This is a genomic window from Bacillus sp. 03113 (assembly GCF_006546985.1).
Classification (GTDB): domain Bacteria; phylum Bacillota; class Bacilli; order Bacillales; family Cytobacillaceae; genus VATK01.
On sequence record NZ_VATK01000009.1, the window covers coordinates 127,494 to 147,794 of the forward strand.

The 20,301-nt window shown below is 35.0% G+C and carries 16 protein-coding genes and 2 pseudogenes; 4 read left to right on the forward strand and 14 right to left on the reverse strand.

Annotated features, from left to right (window positions below; all coding sequences use genetic code 11):
* Nucleotides 1-29: 29 nt before the first annotated feature.
* Nucleotides 30-1,217 (reverse strand): aminotransferase-like domain-containing protein, encoded by a 1,188-nt coding sequence (locus FDO66_RS10465; protein WP_141432597.1) that lies wholly within the window; start codon nt 1,215-1,217, stop codon nt 30-32.
* Between the two features lie 298 nt (nt 1,218-1,515).
* Here FDO66_RS10465 and FDO66_RS10470 point away from each other — a divergent pair, with 298 nt between their 5' ends.
* Nucleotides 1,516-1,986, forward strand: a complete 471-nt coding sequence (locus FDO66_RS10470) for an Lrp/AsnC family transcriptional regulator (RefSeq protein WP_141432598.1) — start codon at nt 1,516-1,518, stop codon at nt 1,984-1,986.
* A 156-nt stretch (nt 1,987-2,142) separates the two neighbouring features.
* Here FDO66_RS10470 and FDO66_RS10475 read toward each other — a convergent pair whose 3' ends face one another.
* The 6 genes from FDO66_RS10475 to FDO66_RS10500 all read right to left on the reverse strand — a co-directional run bounded on the left by FDO66_RS10475 (nt 2,143) and on the right by FDO66_RS10500 (nt 7,619).
* Nucleotides 2,143-2,901, reverse strand: a complete 759-nt coding sequence (locus FDO66_RS10475; RefSeq protein WP_141432599.1) for a MurR/RpiR family transcriptional regulator — start codon at nt 2,899-2,901, stop codon at nt 2,143-2,145.
* Between the two features lie 329 nt (nt 2,902-3,230).
* Nucleotides 3,231-4,910, reverse strand: coding sequence for a glycoside hydrolase family 13 protein (locus FDO66_RS10480; RefSeq protein WP_181444529.1), 1,680 nt, complete (start codon nt 4,908-4,910; stop codon nt 3,231-3,233).
* A 10-nt stretch (nt 4,911-4,920) separates the two neighbouring features.
* Entirely contained in the window at nt 4,921-5,343 is a 423-nt protein-coding gene (locus FDO66_RS10485; RefSeq protein WP_141432601.1) for a PTS sugar transporter subunit IIA, read from the reverse strand.
* A 55-nt stretch (nt 5,344-5,398) separates the two neighbouring features.
* The gene (locus FDO66_RS10490) at nt 5,399-6,283 is read right to left on the reverse strand and encodes a PTS system mannose/fructose/sorbose family transporter subunit IID (protein ID WP_258535697.1); all 885 of its coding nucleotides are present in this window, start codon (nt 6,281-6,283) and stop codon (nt 5,399-5,401) included.
* On the reverse strand, nt 6,276-7,079 hold the full coding sequence (locus tag FDO66_RS10495; RefSeq protein ID WP_141432602.1) for a PTS mannose/fructose/sorbose/N-acetylgalactosamine transporter subunit IIC: 804 nt from the start codon (nt 7,077-7,079) through the stop codon (nt 6,276-6,278). Before FDO66_RS10495 ends, FDO66_RS10490 begins: the two co-directional genes overlap by 8 nt.
* A 63-nt stretch (nt 7,080-7,142) precedes the next feature.
* The gene (locus FDO66_RS10500) at nt 7,143-7,619 is read right to left on the reverse strand and encodes a PTS sugar transporter subunit IIB (protein ID WP_141432603.1); all 477 of its coding nucleotides are present in this window, start codon (nt 7,617-7,619) and stop codon (nt 7,143-7,145) included.
* 995 nt (nt 7,620-8,614) lie between these two features.
* Here FDO66_RS10500 and ltrA (FDO66_RS10505) point away from each other — a divergent pair.
* Together ltrA (FDO66_RS10505) and ltrA (FDO66_RS10510) are read left to right on the forward strand one after the other, a co-directional pair.
* Nucleotides 8,615-10,414: a group II intron reverse transcriptase/maturase gene (ltrA, locus tag FDO66_RS10505; RefSeq protein ID WP_141432604.1), complete on the forward strand. Its 1,800-nt coding sequence runs from the start codon at nt 8,615-8,617 to the stop codon at nt 10,412-10,414.
* Between the two features lie 914 nt (nt 10,415-11,328).
* Nucleotides 11,329-12,510 (forward strand): annotated as a pseudogene (gene ltrA / locus FDO66_RS10510) (group II intron reverse transcriptase/maturase); the annotation flags it as partial.
* Between the two features lie 50 nt (nt 12,511-12,560).
* Here the strand turns inward: ltrA (FDO66_RS10510) and istB are convergent.
* Entirely contained in the window at nt 12,561-13,313 is a 753-nt protein-coding gene (gene istB, locus FDO66_RS10515; protein WP_141432606.1) for an IS21-like element helper ATPase IstB, read from the reverse strand.
* A complete protein-coding gene (gene istA, locus FDO66_RS10520) occupies nt 13,306-14,595 on the reverse strand; it encodes an IS21 family transposase (protein WP_141432607.1) in 1,290 nt (429 codons plus the stop codon). Before istA ends, istB begins: the two co-directional genes overlap by 8 nt.
* Nucleotides 14,596-15,054: 459 nt before the next feature.
* Between istA and FDO66_RS10525 the strand changes: the two genes are divergently transcribed.
* The gene (locus FDO66_RS10525; RefSeq protein WP_141432608.1) at nt 15,055-15,315 is read left to right on the forward strand and encodes an HNH endonuclease; all 261 of its coding nucleotides are present in this window, start codon (nt 15,055-15,057) and stop codon (nt 15,313-15,315) included.
* 764 nt (nt 15,316-16,079) lie between these two features.
* On the opposite strand, the pseudogene FDO66_RS21270 reads toward FDO66_RS10525, so the two are convergent.
* From FDO66_RS21270 to FDO66_RS10550, 5 genes and pseudogenes are all read right to left on the reverse strand, one after another.
* Nucleotides 16,080-16,390 (reverse strand): annotated as a pseudogene (locus FDO66_RS21270) (MFS transporter); the annotation flags it as partial.
* Nucleotides 16,391-16,521: 131 nt separating this feature from the next.
* On the reverse strand, nt 16,522-17,112 hold the full coding sequence (locus FDO66_RS10535) for a sugar O-acetyltransferase (protein WP_141432609.1): 591 nt from the start codon (nt 17,110-17,112) through the stop codon (nt 16,522-16,524).
* Nucleotides 17,113-17,317: 205 nt separating this feature from the next.
* Nucleotides 17,318-18,025, reverse strand: coding sequence for an aspartate/glutamate racemase family protein (locus FDO66_RS10540; protein ID WP_141432610.1), 708 nt, complete (start codon nt 18,023-18,025; stop codon nt 17,318-17,320).
* A gap of 80 nt (nt 18,026-18,105) precedes the next feature.
* Nucleotides 18,106-18,987: a DMT family transporter gene (locus tag FDO66_RS10545; RefSeq protein WP_141432611.1), complete on the reverse strand. Its 882-nt coding sequence runs from the start codon at nt 18,985-18,987 to the stop codon at nt 18,106-18,108.
* Nucleotides 18,988-19,511: 524 nt separating this feature from the next.
* Nucleotides 19,512-20,285, reverse strand: a complete 774-nt coding sequence (locus tag FDO66_RS10550; RefSeq protein WP_141432612.1) for a PhzF family phenazine biosynthesis protein — start codon at nt 20,283-20,285, stop codon at nt 19,512-19,514.
* Nucleotides 20,286-20,301 lie beyond the last annotated feature (16 nt).

Genomic DNA, 20,301 nt, shown 5'->3' on the forward strand with positions numbered 1-20,301 from the left:
ACGATAACAAACCCAATTCTATCTAACTTCTAATAATATTCCTTTAGGATTTTACCTAATGAGGCGATTCCTTCAACAATTTTTTCTTTAGGCATATTCGAATAGCTGATCCGGCAATGATTAACTTCTTCTTTAACTGGGAAGAAGGCTGCACCAGGAACGTACGCTACTTTTGCCTCTGAAAGCAACCGTTCACGCATTAACTTTGCAGCATCAATATTACTAGAGAAGGTCAGCCAAGTGAAAAGTCCTCCTTCAGGGTTTGTATAAGCTACGGTGGAAGGAAGATATTCTTGAATTGCTTGAATCATCGTTTCTTTTTTCTCTTTATAAACCTCTCGAATGGACCCAATATGTTCATCAATGTCGTATTTTTCCATAAATTGATCAGCCAGATACATATTAAGTGTACTGTTTTGTGTATCTGCGGCCATTTTTAATAGGCATAGCTTAGAAGCTATCTCTTTTTCTGCCACTACCCAACCCAAGCGCATACCAGGACAAAGTATTTTTGAGAAGCTTCCTAGATAGATAACTCGTCCTTCTGTATCAAAGCTCTTAATCGGTGGAATAGCTTGGCCTTCAAATCGAATCTCTCTATATGGGCTATCTTCTAAAATCATAACATCGTATTTATTAGCCAATTCAACTAAACGTTTTCGCCGCTCTAAACTCATTGTGACACCAGTTGGATTATGGAAATCAGGAACTGTGTAGATAAATTTGACTTTTGAATGAGTTTTTAATGTTTCTTCTAATGCGTCCATATCCATGCCTTCTTCATCCATTGGCACTGTCTTGTATTCAGGCTCATAAGGGTTAAAGGCAATAAGCGCTCCTAAGAAAGTAGGATTTTCTGTAACAATGACATCACCTTTATCAATAAACATTTTTGCAACTAAATCCAGACCTTGTTGAGCACCTTGAATCATGAATAAATGATCTAATTCACAAGAAATCCCTGTATTCACCATACGTTGCACAAGCTTTTCTCTCAATGGTAGAAGGCCTTCGGATGTTGCATATTGAAGGGCTTTGGACCCATTATCCTTCATAACATCCAAGAAAACTCCATTTAGTTTATCAATAGGGAATACTTCTGGAGCAGGGTACCCTCCACCAAATGAAATAATGTCAGGTTGTGCACCTAAAGCAAGCAGCTCCCTAATAGCTGACGGTTTTACTTTCTCCATTCGACTAGCATATTTAAAGTTCACTAGTTTTACCTCCAATTAAATATTAGTAAAAAAGAATTGTTTAAGGTTTGTAATGTTAATAAATTTCACATAAAAGAGTCATTTAAATAAATCTCTTTCACATTAGAACCAGAAACTTTTAAGTTTATTATTTGTTTGTTAATTATTTTAACATGCTGTTTGACCGGATTATATATTATTCGATATAATCAAATAAATTCAAAATAAAATAAAGAATAACTACTTTTATAAAAAATTAAATTCATTTCTTCCCTTAAAGTGTAACTATTTTATGAATAATTTAAATGGAGTGATGTAGATGGAATCGATCGTAAGTAAAGCTCTAGATAATATTGATATTCAAATTTTAGATTTACTACAAAAACAAGCACAGTTAAGTAATATAGAGCTTGCAAAACGTGTCAATTTATCTCCACCAGCTATACACTCAAGAATAAAACGTTTAGAAAAAGAAGGCTTTATTAAAACGCAAGTGGCCATTTTAGATCAAGAGAAACTAGGTTTTGATTTATCATGCTTTATTTTTATTAGCATGAATATACATGAAGGTGAAAAACTAGCAGTATTAGAAAAGTCATTAAAATCAATGCCTGAGATACTAGAATGTCATTGTTTAACAGGTGAATATGATTATCTTTTAAAAATAGTAAGCAAAAACCGAAACGATTTGGAGACATTCACCAGAAAATTATATAAGCTCGGCATCACAAGAATTCAAACAAGCCTAGTTCTCAGAGAAATTAAAAATTCAACCGTTTTACCTATATAGATCAAACTATCCGTTAATATTCATTTTGGGTTTAATTGCAACGTTCTAAAATTAACAAGAATATAAAAACATCTGCTTACTTATTGAACTAATAAGCGAACAGATGTTTATTAATATTACCCTTAATCATAAATTTCGTTCCTTGATTTCTCTTTGTTACTCATCAAAAAGAATAAACTCCCGATATTTTCGTGCAATCACATCGAGTATCACTTCTAAACCAATAATCGAATGGATTAATTGCTTATGTTGGTGACTCGGTAGTGGGGTTGCTTCAAAAAAGAATGAATAGTCGGCATTTTCACTCATAAAATTACTGCCGAACTTCGTAACCGTCGCAATTGGTACATTTTTCATTTTTAATGTTCGAATGGATTCTTTTATACCGGCTGTTTCACCGCTCAATGAAGTAAAAATAATTAAATCATCTTCCATTATGATTGAACTACTCATCGACAAATTTGACTCGCCTGAAATCAACATATTTGACCGATTCGCAATCAACAAATCCTTAGAAAATTCTTTCGTGAAATTATTCTGCGAAAAACCAGATGCGTATAAAAAGACCATACGTGCATCTTTTAACTTTTGCAAGAAAGGCTGGAAATTCGTTTGGTCCACATAACGAAATATCCAATCTAAATCCTGTTTTAATAGTTGAGTCAAATCAGAGGGCTCTAATGCGGAGATATTCATGGACTCTCGAATCACATATTTTAATTCTGAAAATCCACGATATCCCAGCTTTTTTGCTAAGCGAAGTACCGAACTTTTTGAACTAAGCATCGCCTCGCCCAATTCCACAATATTCATACTTATGACGTCTTGCGGTCGATTCATTATGAATTTTACCATTTCTTTTTCAGAATCAGTCAATTTGTCATAATTCATCTTTACACTTAACTCAAACTCCATACCATCTCCACCTTGTAAATAAATTTCAGATTGGTTTTCACCTAATGTTTTCTCTAAAAAGTCAAATTTTTTATGTAATCATTTCCTACCGATTTGTTCCATTATGTATTACCCAAACTATATTCGATGTATAGAAAAGATCCAACGGAAAAAGCGTAGTAGATAAAAAACACTTGTTTTGAACAAATATTTTCAGTTAATCTTATTTCAGTATGCGAGATTTAAAATTTTCTTATGAAAGTGATTGAGTTTTATCTTGATTTTTTTACCTTTTTAATATACAACAAAAAAGACTAGCAAGAGAATATTTCTTACTAGTCAAGTTAGCTTTATTCTTCAATAAGATAGATTACTGCTTCATATGGGCCAAGCTCTAAGTTGTCTAGTTCTTTCTTTGTATCATGATAATTCGATAATAGCAACTTCCCAGACGATTTTTTTAACTCTTCAGGTAAAGTGTAATTCACTTTGTTTTCTGCAAATGAACAAATCACCACTAATTTTTGCTTTCCAAGTACACGCATATAACCATAGACATCTGAATCAGTCGGATGAATCAGTTCATAGGTTCCATCTACCACAACCGGTAACTCTTTGCGAAGGCGAATTAATTCTTTGTAATGGTGATAGACGGAATCTTTATCTGCTAGACAATTTTCTACATTAATCCATTCATTATCCGGACTGAAATCAATCCAAGGTGTTCCGGCAGTAAATCCGGACTTTTCGCTTCCATTCCAAGGCATCGGCGTACGCGCGTTATCACGTGATTTCAAAAAAATGGACTGTTTAATGTACGCCTCTGGAAGTCTGTGTTCCTCAAATTCTCTCTTCACTCCAAAGGTTTCAATATCCTTATATTGATCAAAAGAAGTAAAGCGAACATTGCGCATTCCTAACTCTTCCCCTTGATAAATAAAAGGCGTGCCTTTCATCATATGAAGGAGTGTTCCCAACATTTTCGCCGATTCCACTCGATAGTTCGTGTCATTTCCAAAACGGGTAACCGCACGTGGTTGATCATGGTTGCTCCAATAAAGCGAGTTCCATCCACGACCTTCCAGCTTGCATTGCCACTCAGTCATAACATCTCGCAAATCGCTCATCTTAAAACGAACATCTGAAAACTTTCCATATGGTCCATAATCTAAGTGCATGTGGTCAAAATGAAAGACCATATCTAATTCTTTGCGATTAGGATCCGTGTATAAAATCGCTTGATCACTATTTGTATTCGCTGTTTCTCCCACGGTCATGATATTGTATTTGCTTAATACTTCTTGATTCATTTCATGAAGAAATTCATGAACACGGGGCCCATTAGAGGCACCAATATAATACGATTTCGTATAGACTGCACCTTTTGGAGCATCCGGCCAATCTTGACGTTTGCTAATCAAACTGATTACATCCATTCGGAAGCCATCAATCCCGAGTTCAAACCAGAATTTCATCATGTCGTAAATCGTTTCACGAACCTTTGGATTCTCCCAGTTCAAATCAGGCTGCTCTTTCGCAAATAAATGCAGATAATATTGTCCGCGGCTTTCTACATACTCCCAAGCCGGGCCGCCAAAAGTCGATCCCCAATTCGTTGGTGCACTACCATCTTCTTTTGGATCTTTCCAAATATAAAAATCAGAATACTCATTATCACGTGATTCACACGATTTTTTGAACCATTCATGTTGATCACTCGTATGATTTACCACCAAGTCCATAATAATCTTGATACCTAAGAGATGTGCTTCATCCAGCAGTCGTTTGAAATCATCCATAGTTCCATATTCGGGATTGATGTTAAAGTAATCTGCAATGTCATATCCATTATCCACTAACGGTGATTGATAAATAGGGTTCAACCAAATCACATCAATGCCCAAATCCGCTAAATAGGGGAGTTTTTCGATAATCCCGTTTAAATCACCCATCCCGCTTCCAGTTGTATCTTTGAAACTTTGTGGGTATATCTGATAAACGACGCTTTTTTTCCACCAATCTTTTTCCATTAGCTTCTCCTTACTCATCGTCTTCATCATCATCTGACATATTCGCTACAAAATCATTCACATACACTAACTGTTCCTTTGCTTCATTTAGAGCAAAATGGATCTTATCCGCTGTTAAATATTGATCATTAAGTTCTAATACTAAAGGCATAATAACTGGTAAATTCATTCCTGAAATCACATGAAAATGCGGACGAGAGGTATAAGGAAAAAATGCTTGATTAACTGATCCTCCTAATAAATCAGTGAAGACCAATACTTCGTCTTCTTCCTTTACATCTTTTAACAACTCTTCGATTTCTTCCTGAATCGGTGTATTATTTAAGTATGCAGAAAGCGCATGAACATTTCCATGACCTCCTGTTATATAGTTCAAGGTATCTTTGATACCTTCTGCCATTTTATTATGACTCGCAATAATAATTTTTCGCATACGGTTCGTTTCCTTTCTTTAAATGAAGCTAGGCGATTTGCCCAGCTCCTCATCTCTAAACTCCTAAAATCCCAAAAAATGAGCAAATTAACGCCAGTCCAATGACCATGAAAATAATTTGCGTCACACTAAATTTCTTCGAAGCAATCAATTTGTAGACAATAAATGTTAAAACAGCTGGTAGTAAAGCTGGCATAATTTTGTCTAAAATTTCTGTTTGTATAGGTAATTCAACCTTTCCAGTTTTAAATTCAATTGGAATATTCATTTTCACAACGGAAGGAATTAATGCCCCAACTACTATTAATCCCATGATTGAAGCGGCTTCGGTGAAGATATTTAATTTATCTCCAAGAGCAGTGATTAATTTCAAACCAGATGTGTGGCCTAATTCAAATAATTTCACACGGAAAAAGAAGAATAAAATATTTAATATTAACCAAATGATGGCGCCTGTTGGATTTCCTTGCAACCCCATATACCCAGCAATTGATCCCATTATAGTTGGATAAAGTACCCAAACAAGCGTATCTCCAACACCAGCTAACGGTCCCATCATCCCTGTTTTGAATGCTTGAACTGCATCCTTTGACTTAATTCCATCTTTTTCTTCCATCGCCACAGAAGATCCTAAAAGTAAATTCGCCATCCAGGTAGTGGTATTGAAATAATTAAAATGATTATTTAAAGATGCTTTATAATCCTCATCTTTTTTATGGATTTTTCGCAGCACTTTGCTCAATCCATACACAACTGCCGGACCTTGTTGATTTTCATAGTTAAATGTGTTGCAAGCCATGAACATATAGCGAATGGCTGCTTTTCGAATGTCTTTTTTTGTTACTCCATTATTTGTCACCAATAGACGCGGTGCATTTTTCTGTGTGTTTAGATTACCTTTTTTCGTTGCAACATTATTTGTCATCTCTGTATTATTCATCAAAGTCGTCTCCTTCACCAAATGTATCAACATCTGCCGCACCAGCTGCTGCAGGGGTTCTATTCATGTTTTGTGTGAAGTAATAATAGGCAAATGCAAAGCCTAAGATTGCAATGCCTAAGATTGGTAAGCCAAGATACGCAGAAACGACAAATCCAATTAAGAGCATTGTTAAGTATTTCTTCACTGGCATAAATTGAAGTAATAACGCAATCCCTACCACGGGCAGCATAGACCCGGCAATTGACAATCCATCTGTAAACCATTTTGGCACGATATCCAAGATCACCTTAACAATCTTATCTCCGAATAACACACAAAGTGCAGCTGGAATTGCTGTCGTTAAACCAAAGATTAGAGGTCCAATCCAAAAAATTCTTTCCATTTTCTTGAATTTCCCTTCGTTTAACGCTTTTTGAGCTGCATGAGACACATATGAATTTAATAATTTCCCTAAAACATCTAATTGAATCCCTAACATTCCGACTGGTACACCCACTGCTAAAGCAATAGCTTTTGCATTTTCAACATCATTAGTTGTACGGATCGCTACGTAAACTCCAACAAGTGTCGCAAGACCATAGTTTGGAACTGATGAACCACCAATATTTGCTACCCCTAAAGCCATTAATTGGAATGTCCCTGCTATAATCATCGCTGTTGCCATATCTCCCATGATAAGCCCTGCAATCATTCCAATAATAGATGGGAACCAAGTAGTAATGACAAATCCTTGTTGATCAAGAACCATCCAGAAGGCCAACGCTATAATGAGTATCCCTTGAATAATTTCCATTTTTTCTCCTCTTCCTAGTCTTCTAGTAATTTCTGACGAAAGGAGCTACTAGAACTGTATTAGTTAATTTATATATGTTTCTAGTGTTTCTTCTCCTTCTCCTGGAACAAAGTGAAATGTTACTGGAATTCCTTTTACTTCTAAAGCTTTTAAATCAGCTATTTCTTTTTCATCTACAGAAACCATTCTCTTCACCGTTTTTTTACCTTCACCGTCAAAAATAATCCCTACGTTTACTTTCGGAATTTGAACGCCTCCCTCAGCAAGCTTCAATAATGTTTCGGGTTCACGAACAACTAATAAAACATTATGGTTATCATATTTTCCCGCATTGAAGTTGGCAATTGCAGTGTCCGTATCAATGATTGACATCCCAGTTCCTGCAGGCTTACTCATTCGCATCGCTGCTTTTTGAACTTCATCTTTACTCACTTCATCATCGACTACCATCAACCGTTTTGCTTTTGTGTGTGCTGCCCATTGTGTCACCACAATTCCGTGAATTAAACGTTGATCTATTCTTGCTAATACTAATCCCATTTTTCTAATCTCCTTTTTCTATTTTAATTTAGTGAATACGCTTTCTTTTTGCTATAAATAGAGAATAACATCACAAGAAAACGCTAACAACAGCTTCAGAGGATATTGGGAAAATGATAAGTAGAACGAGAAAAGTGTCGAATTCACGGGAAAATTCCCATGAAAAATATTGTTTAAACGTTTTTCACTGAAACGATCCATTTCTTCTTTTTAAAGAGGTTATACAGAAAAAAGAAATTACAAGAAAGGCAAATTTCTTAGGAAAGAAAATGTAGTTTGTGAAGGAATGCACTGCGCGAAACGTTTCCTTATAAGTGCCAAAGCACGAAATAGGAGAATTGCTAATAAGCAATTACAACTGATTAATTAAAACTTGGAATGAAAGCCGTCTTGTTGAGCTGAAACGAGTTATCTGATCCTCCTACATGCACATAATGGTAGTAGTCAGAATGTGTATGAAGCTAGGTAAAGTCGGCTGAAATGAACCTAAGTTGCTTCTTTTGAATATGGTTTGTGATAGGTCGGGATGCTACAAAATATCTATGGTGAGAATGTCCAATTGGACTGACGAACTTGCGAATGTACGGGTCTAGAAATTAATACGCTCGAAAGACGTATACTGCGAACGCAGTGTCAAACACCGAAAAGTACGAGTAGTGCATAGGAACTTCGGTATATCTAACAAACGAGGATATAGAGTTGACAGGCTTAAAGTGAGCACCTACGGATATATGTATAGCTAGGTTAATCGGAACGTTGTAAGTAAGAAACATCCACTATTAAACGACTACTATCGGAATGGTGTCTATAAGATATTATATTTATCGAAGTGACTTTACTCTTGCGAAAGTAGGGACACAGTACCGTTGAAGCGTGTAACGAGCGTGGAGGGATAGTCCTAAGTCTTCTCTTTGAAAACTAACTTAACTAAATGAAACTCACAGGGTCGAGTAAGATGATGGGATTTTCCGCAAGGAAGGAGAAACAATCCATCGGTGAGTACAGCGTTACGACATACAGAATACTACAATATGCAAGATATACTTGATGACCTTTACGAACGAAGCAGAAACAACGCTACAAAAGGTCTCAGGCTATATGAACATATCATATCGAAAGAAAATATCTTATTAGCCTTTCGAAATATCAAAGCGAATACAGGTTCAAAAACAGCTGGAACTGATGGAATCACGATTGATAAATATAAAATTGAAAACGTGGATGAATTTATTGAGGAGATTCGAAAAACATTAAAGAATTATAAACCTCAAACGGTACGAAGGGTTGAAATACCTAAACCCAATGGCAAGAAACGTCCATTAGGTATTCCAACAATGAGAGATAGATTAATTCAACAGATGTTCAAACAAGTATTAGAGCCAATTTGTGAAGCTAAATTTTATCACCATTCATACGGGTTTAGACCAAATAGGTCAACTCATAATGTAATGGCTAGATGTCAGTTCTTAGTCAATAATGTGAAGTTGCACCATGTAGTAGACATTGATATAGGAGGTTTCTTTGACAACGTGAGTCATTCAAAGTTAATTAAACAAATGTACAGTATAGGCATACGGGACAAAAGAGTTTTAACGATTGTCTCAAAAATGCTAAAGGCACCAATAAAGGGCGAAGGTGTTCCAACTAAAGGAACTCCACAAGGAGGCATTTTATCTCCTCTTTTATCAAACATTGTTCTAAATGACTTGGATTGGTGGATAGCTAACCAATGGGAATGCCTAAAAACAAAGCATTCTTATGCACCTAATAGTAAGACAAGAGCGTTAAAGAAAACGAGTCTCAAACAAATGTATATCGTCAGATATGCAGATGACTTCAAGATTTTCACAAGTTCTCATAAAGCGGCTATTAGGATATACCATGCTACTAAAGGATACTTAAAGGACCAATTAAACCTCGATATATCTACTGAGAAATCAGCGATTACTAATCTTAGAAAAAGGAAATCTGATTTTCTAGGTTTCTCTCTCAAAGCAGTTACTAAACGTAATAAATATGTAGCCAATACACACGTTATGGATAAGAAGATGAAAAATATACTAGAAAAACTTAGATATTTAATTCGCGAAATCCAAAATAAACCAAAACCAAAAACTGTCATGGATTATAACGCTTATATTCTCGGAATTAAAAATTACTTCAAGGTTGCGACTCATATTAATAAAGACTTTGGAAAAATAACCTATCGTCTAACGAAAATCATGTATAATCGTCTCAAATCAATTGGCAAATATGGAAAACCTATAAAACCATCAGAAACATACAAGAGACTTCATAAGAATAATTTCAGAACATATAAAATTGCTGGTGTATACTTATTTCCCTTAGGAGATATTCAAACAAGTAATGCCATGAACTTTAGTCAAGATATATGTAACTATACAAAAGTAGGAAGGCTTGAACTTCATCAAAATCTCAGAGATGACGTTGCCATGGAAATTAACAAAATGTTACAAATACCTTATGGCAAAGACAACTTAGAAGTTGCAGATAACAGAATTTCAAGGTACTCTATGCAATTAGGCAAATGTGCAGTAACAGGGGAATTTTTAACATCCAACCAGGTACACTGTCATCATAAGTTACCCCGACATATGGGAGGTACAGATGAGTTTAATAATCTTGTAATCGTACACAAAGATGTCCATAGATTAATCCATGCTACAAGTGAAAAGACGATTGAACGATATAGGAATATTCTTCAATTAGATGGAAAACAATTGAAGAAGCTAAACCAATTTCGTAAAGTTTGTAATTTAGTTGCATTAGTCTAAAAGAATAAGATGGAACGCCTAATGCGGTGAAAGTCGCACGTTGGGTGTGGAGCAGGGGAAAAGATGGAGATAACATCAAAGTCTTACCTATTGCTATTAAGCTAACGAGGTGCTTATATATAGTATCCATTTTAAATCATTGATATGGTGCACCATTTATCATTGTTTACATATAACCATAGAAAAGCGTTTAAGGACTTGACTTGGAGCCTCGTACGAACTGTTTTACTATAAATGCCTAACGGCATGAAGTGTAAGGATTGAAACATAATCTAACTGTTATTTTGAAGATAGGAATGAAAGAAATCATGTTTTCTTGAAACTGCCTCGCTAATACTCCTACATGCCTTGAACAGTGATAGCTCAAAAGGTATGAAGTTAGGTGAAGTCGGCTGAAACAAGCCTAAGTAATTGCTAATATAGAATTATATGGTACGTGATAGGCCGGGCGGCTATAAACAACCCAAGGTGAGAATGAATTTATTCTGACGAATTTCCGAATGTACGGGTCTAAACCAATGAATGCGTTGAAAGGCGTAGTCTAATACCAAATAGGCTATTAGAGTGAGTGACGTAAAGTAAAAGTGAGGCTTATGAAATACGTTATATCTAACAATGAAGATATCTAGCTCACAGGCTCAGAGGAAACACCTAAAGGTTGATGTACAGCTCAAAGTAACGGAACAGGGAAAGCAAGGGACACTGTTCAGGTCTATCAACCTAGTGGTTGTTATAAGGTGAAAAACTGAAATGCATTTATCCTTGTGAGAGTAAGGGCATGACTGATGAAATTTCTGTAATGGGAATGGAGGAATAGCCCTAAGTCTAATCTATGCAACAATCAATTTTCCAATAATGAACTGCATCGGTCAGGTAAGAATGTGGGAACAACCTTGATTATGGAGGTTGCCACAATGCAGACGACTTTACGGACTTGGGAATATTACAATCTGACAGATACGTTCACGAAATTGCACGAGGATGCAAAAAACGAATGTATTTTTAAAAACCTATATGATTTAATCGTATCCAGAGAAAATATTCTACTAGCATACCGAACAATTAAGAGTAACACAGGCTCAAAGACAGCCGGAACAGACGGAAGAACAATAAATGACATCAAAACAATGTCAGAACTTGAGATTGTAACCCTTATAAATTCAAAATTAGAAGACTACAAACCAAAAAAAGTAAGGCGAGTCCTTATCCCAAAACCAAATGGAAAGAAAAGACCGTTAGGTATTCCTTGTATTGTAGATAGGATTATTCAACAATGTTTCAAGCAAATACTTGAACCTATTGCGGAAGCTAAGTTCTACAAACACAGTTATGGTTTTAGACCGCTAAGGTCAACACACCATGCATTGGCAAGAGTGCAACACTTAATAAATATCAGTGGACTTCACTATGTTGTAGACATTGATATTAAAGGATTTTTCGATAATATCAACCACACTGTTCTATTAAAACAATTATGGAATATTGGGATACAGGATAGAAAAGTCCTTCGTATCATTAGTAAAATGCTCAAAGCAGAAATTGACGGTGAAGGTATACCTAATAAAGGCGTACCGCAAGGTGGACTCAGTTCTCCGCTATTATCTAACATTGTACTAAATGACCTCGACCAATGGGTAGCAGGTCAATGGGAAAACTTTGAGACAAATAAGAAGTACAACAGGAATTCAGTAAAATACAGAGTCTTAAAAGACACTAATCTTAAAGAAGGATATATAGTTAGATATGCAGACGACTTCAAGATACTCTGCAGAAATAGTAAGACTGCCTTTAAATGGTACCATGCGGTACGACTGTATCTTAAAGATAGACTAAAACTGGATATCTCACTCGAAAAATCAAAAGTCGTTAATCTAAGAAAGAAACAGTCAGAGTTTCTAGGGTTCACATTAAAAGTAGTACCAAAGAAGAATAAGCGGGTTGCAAATACTGGTGTAATTGCAAAGAAAAAACTCCAAATGAAAGAAAAATATAAGGAGCTAATCAAGCAAATACAAAAATCCCCCACCGCTGAAAATGCGCAAGCATTTAACAGTTTTATTATGGGAATTCATAACTATTTCCAAAAAGCAACCTATAAATGTCAACCTAAGTATGTACACTTTTGATCGTTTAAGTATGTACAAAACTACTCATTTTCTTTTGTAAGATGATCCTTGATTCGGTAAGATTCTCCAACAATACTGATGACCGTTGCGTGATGTAAAACACGGTCTAAAATCGCATTGGCCAGTTTAGAATCTTGAAAGACTTCATCCCATGACTTGAAATTGATATTCGTTGTTAGAATGGTACTTCTCTTTTCGTACCGTAAATCAATTAATTGAAAGAACAATTTCGCATCTTCCTGATCAATTGGTAAATAGCCAATTTCATCAATAATAAGCAGTTTATATTTGGTATAATGCTTTAATCTTGCTTCTAATCGATTTTCAATTTTCGCTCTTTTCAATTGCTGGAGTAAATCATGACACTTAATAAAATAAGTGCTGGTTCTCTTTTTTGCAGCTGCTATGCCGATTGCAGTGGCTAAATGAGTTTTTCCCACACCACTAGGGCCTAAAAATATAATATTCTCCTTTTTCTCAATAAATCGTAATGTGATAAAATCAAGAATTTGCTGCTTATTAATCGAAGGCTGAAACCCAAAGTCAAAGTCGTTTAGTTCTTTTAAGTGGGGAAATGCCCCCACTTTTACCATCGAATGAATCATATTTTTCTCTCGAACATCAATTTTATAATTTGTGAGTTTTACAAGTGTTTCTACGAAAGATACTTGATTCCCAACACTAAAATCAATCGTTTCACTTAAATGCTGGATCATTTGCTTTAGCTTTAAATATTCTAGATTTTGTACTAACTGCTGATAGGTGTTATTCATTTTTATACACATCTCCAATTGTCTCTAAATTTTTCTTTGCCAGATGATCAATATCAGGATAGTGTGGAAGAGCTCTGCTGAGCTCATCTTTGTAGTGCTCATCCTTATAATTGATTTTTAATAGACTAATTTGGTGTTGGACAATTAACTCCGTGTTATAATAAATGAATAGTTGATCATCATATGCTTGTAAGCCAACTGTCTTCCCTTGATACTCAGCTGGAACTGAGTATTGATTGGACTTATAGGAGACCATGTTGGACGAATTCACTTTCACTAGCGTATGGTTGATTCTGTAAGAATCTCTTATTTGTTGCGGTGGTAGGGGCATTAAGAGATTCTTTTCTTGTTTTAATGCTAAAATCGGTATTTTCCCAGTCCCCTGATGGTAACTATGATTGATTCTTTCGCATAGTTGTTGCACAAACTTATGAAGTTCTTCTAAGCTAAACTTCCCTTGATAAGCATGAATTTCATCTAGATATTTCATGGGTGATTCCACTTTTCCTTTTGTAATGGGTCTTCCAGCTATACAAGGCTGCACTTTAAACCCAAAATCATCCGCAAATTGAGCGAAACGTGGATTCACGATTCCTTTGGAATAATTGGTCCTTGCTTCATCCATTACCGTTTTCATATTGTCAGTTACGATCTGCTTGGGTACACCACCTAAGGATTCAAATGCTTCTGTCAAAAATGACAATAGTACACTTTGTGATTTTGATATGGTCATATAGAAAGTACGAAACCTGGAATAGGAAAGCAATAATACCGCCACGTTTACATGAACCACTTCACCATCTTTTGTTTCATATCGAATGTTTTCTTTCCAATCAAGTTGTGCCTGTTCCCCAGGTGGCGTTTCATACCTGATACTAGATGGAGTTGAAGGGACTCTCTTCCCCTCACTAAAATAAGCTTGAAATTCAGGTTTACTTTGAATGTATCTACGAAATGAAGAAGCTGCACAATCCAATCCATGATTATCTTTTAAATATTGCCAGAGCACTCGTTTATAATAAAACACTTGCTTTGATTCTTTTGATAATAAAAGGGAAATTACTCCATAGTACTCATCCAGTTTTGAGGATTTATTTTTTGTTTTCTTGGGAGTAAATCCATTCAGGTATTTTTCAATAGTACGCCGATCTACTTGGAAGTCTCTAGCTAATTGACTCTTGTTAATTCGCATTTTTAAATTCTCCATCAATGTTTTTAATTTTGGTAAGTCTGTAAGACTATTAATCTCAAAATTTGTTTGGACATCTAATGCTATGTACATACTAATCACCCCAAGATTAGTATGTAGAAATGAGTCAAAACTGTACATCTTTATTTAGTCACTTCTGTACATATTTAAATTAGCATTTGTAAAGCAACCCATGTAGCAATTGAGTTCTCGCAACTTTCTTTTGACCTGATGTATTTCACTAAAAATCGTCTAAAGGGTGTATCTAAATATGGATACCCGATAAACGCACCACCAACATTTAAGAAGTTCTACACAACAAAACGTAAAACCTTTTGCATAAATGGGATTTATCTATACCAAATAGGTGATGTAAGAACATCGAACAACATGAATTTTACCCAAACAATAACCCCCTTCACTCATGAAGGAAGGCAAACAATCTGCAATAAAATTAAAGGTGATGTACAAGCTGAACTAACAAAATTGATGAAATCTACGATTTCAAATAGAAATGTAGAATACATGGATAACAGACTGAGTAGGTATAGCATGAAGCTGGGCAAATGCGAAGTTACTGGCAATTTTCTTCTAGCAAATGAAGTCCACTGTCATCATAAAATACCACTAAGTCTTGAAGGAAACGATAACTTTGACAATTTATGTATTATGCACAAGGATATTCATAAGTTAGTTCATGCAACCCAAAATGAGACGATTATTACTCTTAAAAAAATGCTTCGTCTCAGTTCTTCTGAGAAAGATAAAGTAAATAAACTTCGTAAAATGAGTAATTTGGAACTTATTGATTAAAACATAGATAAGATGGAACGCCGTATACGGTGAAAGCTGCACGTACGGTGTGGAGCAGGGGAAAAGATGGAGATAATATCAAAGTCTTACCTATTGCTATTGTAGGCATTTAGTCATGAACTATTTGATGAAAAACAAGGTGTTGATTGGTACTTCGGTTTTCCTTTGTATCTTAAACACAATGTTGTGGGCATAACATATGGTTCTTTAACCTCGTACATCTTCATCATTTAGAAGATTATATTAAAAAGCATTTAAGACCTTCTGGATTGTATTATTTAGATATTAAAAGCAGGCTGCCAAAATGGATGAAACTTTCAAAAAATAGAGAAGAAGTTCTTAAAGCGATAGAGAAATTAAAACAAATAGTTTAACTTAGATTTTTATTTACCACTCAATCCTAATACTGGAAATAAAACCTAAAAAGAGTTAATTTCTAGTACAGGAATAATTATTGGTGGAGGAGAAACGGAACTTTATCATAAATATATTGTTAATACTCCAAATGGTGGACGTATAAAATAATAACAAACAACAGAAATCGAAAGTAATGCCACAAACATGCCACAACAAAAGAATGAGGCATGTTTGTGGCATTTTTGCAGGTATGTTTGTGTCATTAGACAAAAAAAGTTTTTCTGATAAAATACATTTACATATTCAATTGCATAAACTATAGGGTAGTAAATTTCCGTCCATTTCCTTAACCATCCTTTTTAGGATGGTTTTGTTTTAGAAACCCCTTTGGTTATTAAGTTCTAATAATTAAAACCAGCTAATATACTAACTGCCGCACTGGATACATTTGTTGAAAAACCATGATCATGTGAAAAAGGGATAAGGTGCGTATCCATTAACCCAGTAGTAGTAAATCCGCAAAATGCAAATGGGAGAATTAAAAACCTAAACTGTTTCTTACGAAAAATTTCCCACATTGAAAGATTCAAAGTCGGAGGCTGACGGGCGAAGTTTTTTCTTCTTTACTATAACCTCCGACAGGTACCATCCCTTTTTCAATAGGATGATTTTTTAGAAAAAGCAGGATAATAGGAAACACAATAATCATTAAGGCTATGTTTTGGAATAGTGTTGAAAATATATAAATTTTTAAGGGAAGCCATTTTGACTTCCCTTCATTCGCCTTTTAAGAAAGATACGACATAACTAAATCTAAAATTATGCTATATCAACTCTAAAAATTAGAATTTACGGCAGAAAACCCGTTTTATCCTCTTCAGTAATTTCTCGAATTACTTTACATGGAACACCTACCGCTATTACATTAGATGGAATGCTTTTTGTGACAACACTTCCTGAACCAATGATTGTGTTATTCCCAATAGTAACACCTTGATTTATATGAACACCTGCACCAATCCATACATTATTTCCAATTTTTACTTTTTTGGCATAACAAGCTCCAGCAACTCTTTCCTGTGCATCCAGCGCATGATTGGAGGTATAAATCCCTACTCTCGGACCAAATAACACATTATCGCCTATTTCAATGCCGCCACCATCAAGCATTACGCAATCAAAATTTGCATAAAAATTATTTCCAATAGAAATGTTATAGCCAAACTCACATCGAAAAGAAGGTTCAAAATGTACCCTATTTCCGATTGATTTTAATAAACTTCTTAATATTTTTTCTCGTTCTTCTGATTTTTTTCCATAGCTGTTATTATACTCGTTCGTAAGAAAAACAGTTCTTTCTCTTGCTTCTATCAGTTCTCTCGTTAAATCATTATACATTGCTCCGCTTAGAATAAATTGTCTTTGCTCTTCTAAATTCAAATCAACTCTCTCCTTATCAAATTACTATTTGTTTATGTATTAAATAAATAATCTTTACTTCGTCATCGTTTACAATTGTACAGTTAATTTACTTCTTGTGTAGCCTGGCTTATTTGTGAGCCTAAAGTCAGTCCAGCTCCAAGGGCAATAGCCAAAATCATTAGGCTTTAGTAACTTCATAAAAGTGCCCTATAGTTCAATAAGGTCAATGAGTTTTGACCATAAAAATGGTATCGACAATCTTATTAATGTGAATTTCTGTTGTATTTAATGAATGGATATTTAAATCCTCATTTTTGATTAACATAGGGATTTCTGTGCAACCCAATATGACCCCTTGTATACCGTCTCTATTAATCATTTGATTGATGATAGTTAAAAATCCTTTTTTTGTTTCGATGTTCACGATGCCATTGAATAATTCTTCAACAAGTTTTCTATGGATGTATTCCTGTTCCGATTGATTCGGTACTACCAACTCTATGTTATGAGAAATAAATGGTTTTTTGTAAAAATCATTTTCCATCGTAAACTTAGTTCCTATAAGACCAATCTTTTCTAAGCTCAATTCTTGTGCTTTTATATATGTTTCTTCTACAATGCTTATCATAGGTACTTGGACTTTTTGTTGAACTTGTTCAAAAACAATATGTGGTGTGTTTCCAGACATTACTACAAAATCAGCCCCAACACTTTCTAATTTTTGAACAGCATCAGTTAAGTAATTAATTAACTCTTGTGTCTGTCCTTTCATAAGCAATTTATACATCTTGTACATATTAATGCTGTTAATAAAGAGTTCCGGTAATTCTTCTTTACTACCTATCTTTTCTTGAAATTTAGAAATGATTGATTGGTAATAATCTACTGTTGATTCTGGCCCTATACCTCCAATAATTCCAACCTTTTTCATCCTATCAGCCCCTTATCAGATTTCAAAAATCCAAAAAATTGATTTAAGCTTTACAACATCCTCTTGTCTGAGAATTAAGTTCATGTTGCGTTTTTTACAGCTTTACTTCGACCACTGGCTAAGACAGCTCCAAAAATAGTAATAAATCCTCCTACCCATGTGATTCCAGATATTTGTTCCTGTAATAAAAGAACACCCAATAATACAGTCCAAACCGGAAGTAAGTTAATATAGGGTGCTGCACGACCTGCACCAACGATTTTCACACCTGCGTTCCACGCAAAATATGCGATGACTGACGCAAAGGTACTCACATAAATAATACAAATCCATGCATTTTTAGTCATATGAATCAAGCTTGGATCAACGGTGCCAATACAACTAATTGCACTAAAAAGAGTACCGTAAAAGGCAGCTCCTGCAGTCAAAGTTAGCGCATCAATCTTTCTTCCGTATTTTTTACCAAGAACTGTATACATTCCCCAGGCTACACAGGATAAAAGGATTTCAATTTCTCCAAGAAGGGATCCTTCAGAAGATGTTGTTTGTCTGCCTTGAATCAGCAGGATAACACCAAAAATTGATATGATTGCTCCTATCCATGCTTTTGTTTTAATTTTTTCTTTAAGAAAAAATGGGGTGAAGGCCAAGATGGTAATTGGAATACCAGCTGAGATCATTCCTGCTTGTGATGCACTAATGGATCTTAATCCCAAATAATTCAAGGTCGAAAAGACGAATATACCTAAGAATCCTAATATCATAAATTCCTTCCATCTCAAAAAGATGGGAAGTTGTTTTTTATTAATAGCTAGGAATCCCCAAAGTATAATGGTGGAAATTGCCCAGCGTATTGTATTCAATAACGTTGCTGGTAACGCTGAACCTAAATAACGACCACAAATATAGTTGCCCGCCCAAAAAAAAGTAGCTACAACTAATAAGAAAATTCCTTTTTTCATTGTTTAAATCCTTTCCTACTACTACCCTAATATTATAAAAGTGTCTATTATTCTATAACATGGTTACCTTTAAACATTAGTATGGATGATTGGTAACACAGAACGTTTAAAAAAATAGTATAGAGAAGATATATTAATAAAGAAAAAAATTCTTTTATTATAAAAGAATTTTTTTCAACTGTTCGGCAATGACTTATATTGAATTGGCAAGATAACTCCGCCTGACAGAACCGTATCCATAACAATCATGCAGTGTATGAGGATTTGGAAAACCTTCAAACATTTGTTTTTTCATTTACCATTTTATTCACTTTGTCATTCTTAAAATTTGGCTTTGTTAAATAGTATTGTTGATAAAAACGATTTTGAATCATTCGTTTAAAACGTAGTTTCACACGCCTTGAAGCGTAGCTTCAAGGTAGCACGATTTTCATGAAACGCAAAGCAAGCTTTCTTCCTGCGTTTCATGAAAATCGTGCTAAATGATTCAAAAATTAACAGAGTTAATTAACATAGCCTAACATTTAAATATATAGTTCTGCTATGGAATATAAAGCAGCCTTACCGCTTAATTTCGTACGTGGTCCTTCATAATCACAATATAGGACTCCTCCACGAGCTGATGCTTGATAAGCAACAAGTGATTTATTATTTAACCGGTCTGCCCAGAACGGAATGATATGGCAGTGCCCACTACCGCATACAGGATCTTCAGGTACATTGCATTTTGGTGCAAATGATCTTGATACACAGTTATAATCTTTTCCTTCAGCTGTAACATGCAATAAAAGTCCATCCAGTTTATTTACCTTATCTTGGTCAGGATTTACGTTGCGGACTTGTTCTTCTGTTTCCAGAATACAGACAAGGTCTCTTCCCATATATGCCTCTAGAGGTCGTATACCAATAGCCTCTGCCATTTCATCGGTCACGTCTACCTTCTTTAAATCATAGGATGGAAAGTCCATTTCAAATAAATCATCTTTATTTAACACAACAAGTTCTCCACTCATTGTCTGAAACGTAATTCTCTCCACATTTTCTTCATAATAGTTAGCAATAACATAAGCTGTTGCCAATGTTGCATGTCCACAAAGGTCAATTTCCCCACCCGGTGTAAACCATCTGAGTCGGTATTCATTTCCTTCTTTCACTGTAAAAGCTGTTTCGGAAAGATTATTTTCAGCAGTGATTTTCAGCATCAACTCGTCCGGAAGCCATTCATCCATAACGCATACCGCTGCCGGATTGCCTCCAAACACTTTATCTGTAAAAGCATCAACTACATATTGTTTCATTAGTTTATCCACCCTT